This is a genomic window from Pseudotabrizicola sp. 4114 (assembly GCF_031457365.1).
In the GTDB taxonomy this organism is placed as follows: Bacteria; Pseudomonadota; Alphaproteobacteria; order Rhodobacterales; family Rhodobacteraceae; genus Pseudotabrizicola.
On record NZ_JAVDWP010000012.1, the window covers coordinates 68,533 to 76,041 of the forward strand.

5 protein-coding genes are annotated in these 7,509 nt (G+C 55.8%); 3 read left to right on the plus strand and 2 right to left on the minus strand.

Annotation, left to right across the window (positions count from 1 at the left end):
* Positions 1–259: 259 nt before the first annotated feature.
* Complete coding sequence (locus tag J2X53_RS19220; RefSeq protein WP_349039112.1) at positions 260–1,243, minus strand: AraC family transcriptional regulator; 984 nt, start codon at positions 1,241–1,243, stop codon at positions 260–262.
* A 523-nt stretch (positions 1,244–1,766) separates the two neighbouring features.
* Between J2X53_RS19220 and J2X53_RS19225 the strand changes: the two genes are divergently transcribed.
* The 3 genes from J2X53_RS19225 to J2X53_RS19235 all read left to right on the plus strand — a co-directional run bounded on the left by J2X53_RS19225 (position 1,767) and on the right by J2X53_RS19235 (position 7,035).
* Positions 1,767–3,281 carry an amidase gene (locus J2X53_RS19225; protein ID WP_349039113.1) on the plus strand — a complete coding sequence of 505 codons (1,515 nt, stop codon included), beginning with the start codon at positions 1,767–1,769 and terminating at the stop codon, positions 3,279–3,281.
* A 623-nt stretch (positions 3,282–3,904) separates the two neighbouring features.
* Positions 3,905–5,074 (plus strand): isovaleryl-CoA dehydrogenase, encoded by a 1,170-nt coding sequence (locus J2X53_RS19230; RefSeq protein WP_349039114.1) that lies wholly within the window; start codon positions 3,905–3,907, stop codon positions 5,072–5,074.
* Positions 5,075–5,340: 266 nt separating this feature from the next.
* Complete coding sequence (locus J2X53_RS19235; protein WP_349039115.1) at positions 5,341–7,035, plus strand: AMP-binding protein; 1,695 nt, start codon at positions 5,341–5,343, stop codon at positions 7,033–7,035.
* 71 nt (positions 7,036–7,106) lie between these two features.
* Here the strand turns inward: J2X53_RS19235 and J2X53_RS19240 are convergent.
* On the minus strand, positions 7,107–7,509 hold a 403-nt coding region (locus J2X53_RS19240; protein WP_349039116.1), incomplete at its 5' end, for an IS5 family transposase.

Consider the following 7,509-nt stretch of genomic DNA (forward strand, 5'->3'; position numbering starts at 1 on the left):
TGCATAAGACACGTCGCAGACGACGTCGCTATACACGTGCCCTATCAGATCACCCCCAAGTCGGGCAGGCGGGGGCAATCGGCCGGTTACGTTGCTGTCGGAAACGAGCCCCTATTTTACCGCACGGGCGTGAGGCCCGCATTTCCCGCGCACACAACCGGCGACCATCGCGCACTACAGTATGTCGCCGCTGGACTGGGCATTACCGTCATGCCCGACAGCTATAACTAGAATGTAGTTTTGCGCCTCGCCCTGTCGTTTATTTAGCGTTGGTTGCCTTGCGGAGAACAGATTTCGGCATCACTCCGTATGCCTTCCGAAACGTACGGCTGAAATGGGAAAAGTCGTTGAAGCCGCATTGCATAGCAACTTGGCTGACATTTTTAACCTGACCTTCGCTTAACAGCCGGAAAGCCAGTTCCAAACGTTTCTGCCAAAGCCACTTTGTCGCCGTCGTCCCGTCTGCGGTGAAAACGCGATACAAAGTGCGGATCGAAACGCCAAGATGAGCAGCCATTTGACTGGGGTCGATATCCGGATCTTCAATATTGTTACTAAGATAGGACTTAGCTTTAGACAAAAGATCGGAATCGACCGGGCTGCGGAACTGCTGCACGAGGCACGCTTCAATTGAACATGTGACCAAGTCGATAAAGGAATTGCCCAACCGGTGCCCATATCGGCTATCCAGATTGTCGTCAAAACGGAGCATGTCGTTCATCGTATTTCCGATAATCGACGCCAACGGGCTTCGAGCCTTTATCACCCTGGCGGTCAGCGTTTCTATTTTAGGGACGCGCGACACCATCTGCCGCCGTGAGAAGCGGGCGACCAACATTCTGGACTGTGATTTGAACTGCCATTCAAATTGTTGCGCAGAGTCGTAGACGACGACATCCCCGAAGTTTGGATTGGCGCAGCGCTCATCCTGGATAAGTTGTGCACCGTCGCATTTCATGAAGGCGACAAAGATGTCGTCATCTGGCATTCGCCGCAAGCAATTTGCGTCACGAAAATTCCGCATAGGCGAAAACTCTATTTCACAAATACCCGTTTTGCCAATTGGCATCTGCCTCAGGCTGCCTGAGAACGCGCTTTGGGGAGAAATCCTCTCACTTTCGGAAGGCGAAAGATAGGCGCAGATGACATCGCGCCAATACGAAAATCTTTCATTCTCGGAAAAGAGACTCGTCGTGAAATCAACTTGCGGCTTCGGACCAGGCAATAAGCTAATATCAGGCATGAGCACTTACCCCCGCTCCCTAGCCGCTGCCTGATCAGGTCAGCTCAGCCCAATTTCCCCATATGGCTGCCTTGCCCCTCAACCCAGATCGACCGAACTGTGGTGCCGAAGGACCACAGTTGGCATCGCGGGCGGGCGCCAGCATAGGAATAAATCCTGCCCATGATGCAGGCCTTCACCGTAGAATAGCAGGAAATTTGGCCCCCAAATATTGAGATTGCAAGTAGATTCTTTGCGAAAGGCAGAAGGTAAAGGATCTTGGCGCGCGCAAGCCCACGTCCATTCTTGCCCACACTCGTCGCAACCTCCCACCCTGCAATTCGTCCACAAGGCGCGGTAGTCCCGCATGCTCCACCGAGGCTGTTTGCGGATGGCACGATCAGTCCATTTTTCTGAAACGCAGAGTCCAGCACCCCACACACCGATCGGTATTGTCTGTCGTACAGCGGACGCGATGGATCCGTAGCGAAAGCGCCCCATCGCCCGCAGGCAAAATTTGATCACTCAAGCAGGAAACAGTCCCATGGCAGTCGCCCGCCCAACACCCGCCCAACTCAACGACATCGCCGATTCTCTTGGCATGAGCATGAAATCGTCCGAGATCGAAGACTTTCTCAGCCATATGGAAGGGAACTTCCTCGCATACGACCTCGTCGAATCGCTTCCGGACTACATTCCTGAAGTGAAATTTCCCCGTACTCCCGGCGTCTTTCCTCCGGCGTCTGAAAATATCTACAATGCGTGGTACGTGAAGACCAATATCATGGGTGCCCCGGACGGCAAACTGAAGGGGAAGACAATCGCCCTGAAAGACAATGTCTGCCTCGCGGGCGTGCCAATGATGAACGGTTCCTCCAGCCTTGAAGGTTACGTACCCAACATCGATGCCACTGTCGTCACGCGTCTGCTTGACGCTGGTGCGACAATCGCCGGCAAGGCGCACTGCGAGTATTTCTGCTTCTCTGGCGGCAGCCATACCGGTGCATTGGGCCCGGTGCACAATCCGCGCCGCCACGGCTATTCGGCCGGCGGATCATCTTCTGGCAGCGCGGTCCTGGTTGCTGCTGGCGAAGTGGATATGGCGATTGGCTGCGATCAGGGCGGCTCAATCCGCATGCCGTCGGCCTATTGTGGCACTTACGGTATGAAGCCTACCCATGGCCTCGTGCCCTATACCGGGATCATGCCGATCGAATCGACCATCGACCACGCCGGTCCCATCACTGCCAACGTTGCAGATAACGCGCTGATGCTGGAAGTTCTTGCGGGTGAAGACGGGCTGGATCCCCGGCAGTATGCACCGAAAGTTGCCAAATATACCGAGGCGCTGGCGCGCGGTGTAAAAGGGATGAAAATCGCGATCGTCAGAGAAGGTTTTCGCCTGGCACAGAGCGAGGAAGATGTCGATGCAAAGGTGAGAGCGGCTGCGGCCGAGTTCGTCAAATTCGGTGCGGAAGTTGTCGAGATATCGCTCGCAGAGCATGCCATCGGTGCCGCGATATGGACTCCGGTTGCTTGCGAGGGAGCGCAGGCGCAGATGATGCTTGGCAACGGCATGGGCTTCAACTGGAAGGGCCTCTATAATACCTCGCTGATCGATGCGCACGCCCCTTGGCGGGAGCGGGCGGACAGTCTCTCCGATTCCCTCAAGATTACGATGCTGGTGGGCCAGTATTTTATGACGCATTACCGTGGCCGGTTCTACGCAAAGAGCCAGAATCTGACGCGGATGCTGAAGGCGGCCTATGACAATGCGCTCGGCACCTATGACCTACTTTTGATGCCGACCGTGCCGCTCAAGGCGACCCCTCTGCCGCCTGCAGATGCACCCCTCAGTCTTGTTCTTCAGCGCGCCTTCGAGATGATTCCAAACACCGCACCGTTCGACATCACGGGCCATCCCGCAATGGCCGTCCCTTGTGGTATGAGTGACGGGTTGCCGATAAGCATGATGCTGATTGGCAAGCACTTCGAAGAGTCAACGATCTATGCTGCCGCCGCTGCATTCGAGGCGAACACCAACTGGCTGGAGATGTAAGGCGAAGTAACCAAAGGGTATGACTTTGGTGCATAGCATCACGCCACCTGGCAGGGAAAGCTGGTTCACGGCTGCGGATGATGGAAACCATCCTCGCAGCAGCGTCCCGTCAATCGATCCCGCTCGCGGCACGATCCCGAAACGGACCGTGCGGTGCCTGCATCGCACGTCTTCTTTCCGGTACGATTTTCTATGCGGCACTGCCATCGCCAATGCTTGAGGAGGGTGTAGTCTGCCTTTGTATGGCCATGGTCCGATCAGACCTTGCGGTTGAAGCAAATTTCATGCCCAGGCCAGGTGAAGCCCCGCTGCGGCTTCCGGCGAGAGTGTTAGCAACAACTGAAGGGGGATTTGCGTTGTCGTTTCCGTCCTTCGCTTTCTCGCGGCTGCGTCTCGGTTCCGTGCTTCGTGTCTTTACGCCGGCCTGAACGGAAGTGAGACTTGTTGTCGTGTCGCTGGTTGATGTTTGCCATGAAGATTCGGCTTCCGCAGTATAATGAAGCTCCGGCATCATTTCCCCCTGATGTCTTAAGGTCGTTCCGCTTGGCTTCATTCGGAACACAGGAGTGCAGTCACGCTAGTGACGTAGAACGAGTCACGATAGGACTAAGGAGAGATCACTTATGACGGCCAACTTGCAAGAGTTCGATTTCGGACTCGGCGGGACTGCGGATAGTTTGCGCACAGAAGTGCGTCGGTTCGCGTCTCGTGAAATTGCCCCCATCGCATCTGCAATCGATGTAGGTAGTGAGTTTCCCTCGGAACTCTGGCGCAAGCTGGGTGACCTCGGTGTTTTGGGTATTACTGTGTCCGAGGAATATGGCGGTGCCGGAATGGGGTATCTGGACCATGTCATCGCGATGGAAGAGATCAGCCGCGCATCTGCTTCGGTCGCTCTGTCCTATGGCGCGCATTCCAACCTTTGCATCAATCAGATCCACCGAAACGGCAACGGGGACCAGAAGCGTCGATACCTCCCCAAACTCGTTTCAGGCGAGCATGTTGGAGCGCTCGCCATGTCCGAGCCCGGTGCAGGCAGCGACGTGATGTCCATGCGCCTTCGCGCGGACAAAAAGGGTTCGCACTACGTCCTCAACGGAACCAAGATGTGGATCACCAACGGTCCGGATGCCAATGTGCTTGTGGTCTACGCCAAGACAGACCCCCTGGCGGGTTCATCAGGCATCACCGCCTTCCTTATTGAAAAGGGGATGAAAGGCTTCACTACCGGGCAGAAGTTGGACAAATTTGGCATGCGAGGCTCCAACACTTGCGAGCTTGTCTTTCAAGACTGCGAAGTGCCGCAGGAAAATGTGCTTGGCGAGATTGGACATGGCGTAAAGATACTCATGTCGGGTCTCGACTACGAACGCGTTGTTCTGGCCGGCGGTCCGCTCGGCATCATGTGTGCTTGTTTAGACGTGGTGCTGCCCTATGTCCGTGAGCGGCGGCAGTTCGGAAGAGCGATCGGTGAGTTCCAGCTGATGCAAGGCAAGATCGCGGACATGTACACGATAGCGAATGCCGCCCGGGCGTATGTATATTCCGTGGCCCTCGCCTGTGATCGGGGACAGACGACCCGCAAGGATGCCGCCGGAGCAATACTTTTCGCCGCAGAGAAAGCGACGTGGATGGCGTTGGAATCAATTCAGGCGCTGGGTGCGAACGGCTATATCAACGAATACCCCACCGGACGGCTGCTTCGGGACGCAAAGCTGTACGAGATCGGCGCCGGGACCAGTGAAATCAGGCGCATGTTGATCGGTCGCGAACTATTCGCCCAAAGCGGCTGATGCGTCTGGCGGCCCGTCCTTGCACCCTTCGCAGCGGCCGTGGAATTGCATACGGCTCTGAGGTTAAAAGATGCAAGCTGCCAAAATCGCGTTCGCCATTTAGCCTGACCGGGGGCGACGGTGGGAGGGGCGACGGTGGAAATTGAACCCAGACGGGCTGCGTGGCGACCTGAGCCGGGTTGGGACATCAGCGCCATGCGGCCCTGCAATGGCGAAAACTTTTCTTTGCGTCGCGGAAGTCAAAGAATAGAAGTTGGGAGGACAGCATGAAAAGTTCTGAAGCAAGTTATGTTAGCGGGCAAAGCAGTGAGTTGCTTTTAGGCTCTACTATTGGTCAGGCACTTGAGCGTGCGGTTGACTTATGGGCGGACCAAGACGCCTTGATCGTAGTCGCTCAGGAGGTGCGATGGACTTGGCGTGAACTGGGCGAGCGAGTGGATGCTTTCGCTGCTGGTTTGCTCGCGCTTGGCCTGCAGCGGGGCGACCGGATTGGCATCTGGTCACTCAACCGCTCGGAATGGACGCTCACTCAGTTTGCGGCCGCCAGAGCTGGCCTGGTCCTTGTGACGATCAATCCGGCTTATCGGCTATCCGAACTGGAATACGCGCTGAATGCTGTGAGTTGCAAGGCACTTGTAACCGCGACCGCGTTCAAGGACAGCGACTATACCGGCATGATCAGCAATCTCGCGCCAGAGCTTGCTGTCAGCTTGCCAGGGCAACTCGTATCCGCACGTTTGCCACATCTCAAAATAGTCATCCAGATCGGGGGGCCTGCAATTTCAGGTGTTATTCCTTTCGAGGATGTTTCGAAACTTGGTGGCGAGGCAGAGCTACGCGACCTAGGCCACCTGGCAACCCTTCTGCAATTCGACGATCCGATAAACATACAATTCACCAGCGGCACGACCGGGCGCCCCAAGGGTGTAACGCTCACCCACCATAATATCCTGAATAACGGCTATTTCGTTGGCCGCGCCATGCGCCTCACTGAAAAGGACCGCATTTGCATCCCGGTGCCGTTATATCATTGTTTCGGCTTGGTCATGGGTAATCTCGCGGCGCTTACGCATGGCTGTACTATGGTCTATCCTGGCGAGGGGTTCGATCCTCTCACGACGCTTAGAACGATCGAGGCTGAAAGATGTACCGCGCTCTATGGTGTGCCGACCATGTTTATTGCTGAACTGAACCATCCGGATTTCGCTCAATTCGACCTAACTTCCTTGCGCACAGGTATCATGGCTGGCGCACCATGCCCTACGGAAGTGATGCGAAGTGTGGTTGAGCGTATGCACATGGGCGAAGTGACCATTGCGTATGGTATGACGGAGACCAGCCCAGTAAGTTTCCAAAGCTCTGTCGATGATCCCCTGGAACGGAGGGTGTCTACCGTCGGCCGCGTACAAGATCATCTTGAGGTGAAGATCGTCGATTCCGAAGGGCGTATTGTTCCGCGCGGCCAACCTGGCGAGCTTTGTACCCGCGGCTACTCGGTAATGCTGGGGTATTGGGGGGATGAGCAGCGAACCGCCGAAGTTATTGACCCCGCCGGCTGGATGCACACGGGGGATATCGCTACGCTTGATGAAAAAGGCTACTGCAACATTGTCGGGCGCATTAAGGATTTGGTCATTCGGGGCGGTGAGAACCTTTACCCGCGTGAGATTGAGGAGTTCCTGTTTAGACACCCTGCGATCTTAGCCGTTGAAGTCTTTGGAGTCGCTGACGAGAAATATGGCGAAGAACTTTGCGCCTGGATCCGAGTGCAGGCCGAAGCTGTCATTACGGCGGATGATGTGAGGGCGTTCTGCAAAGGTCAGATCGCCCATCAAAAGATCCCTCGCTACATACAGTTCGTTGATAGTTTCCCAATGACCGTCACAGGAAAAGTGCAGAAATTTGTCATGCGACAAATTGTTCAGGAAAGACTAGGATTAAAGAGTGTTGAGACGGCATAAGACGACAGTGTCGACTGACCTGCCGCTGAGAGGTTTCTCCAGTTTGGATTAGGGTCCAGACTCATTGATCGTCAAAGCCAGAACATGACAGTTGCGGCGAGGGCGACGGCGGAGAGGAAGGTCTTGGCGCACCTGTCATAGCGGGTTGCGACCCTGCGCCAGTCTTTCAGCCGACCGAACATGATCTCGATCCGGTTGCGGCGCCGGTAACGCCGTTTGTCGTAGCGCACGGTCTTTGCGCGGGATTTCCGGCCTGGGATGCAGGGGCGTATCCCCTTGTCTTTCAACGCGTCCCTGAACCAGTCGGCATCATAGCCCCGATCTGCGAGCATCCATTCAGCAGCGGGCAGACTGTCCAGCAGGGCTGCGGCTCCGGTGTAGTCGCTTCTGTGGTTGCCGCCCGTAGTGCAAGGAGTTTTCGACCGTATTGGCGTGTAATCGAGTGCGAACTTCTGTGAGGCCTTCATAATGCGG

Bases quoted from the DNA above. Each gene is read 5' to 3' on its own strand.
- J2X53_RS19220 (WP_349039112.1), bottom strand. From the start codon at position 1,243: ATGCCTGATATTAGCTTATTGCCTGGTCCGAAGCCGCAAGTTGATTTC.
- J2X53_RS19225 (WP_349039113.1), top strand. From the start codon at position 1,767: ATGGCAGTCGCCCGCCCAACACCCGCCCAACTCAACGACATCGCCGAT.
- J2X53_RS19230 (WP_349039114.1), top strand. From the start codon at position 3,905: ATGACGGCCAACTTGCAAGAGTTCGATTTCGGACTCGGCGGGACTGCG.
- J2X53_RS19235 (WP_349039115.1), top strand. From the start codon at position 5,341: ATGAAAAGTTCTGAAGCAAGTTATGTTAGCGGGCAAAGCAGTGAGTTG.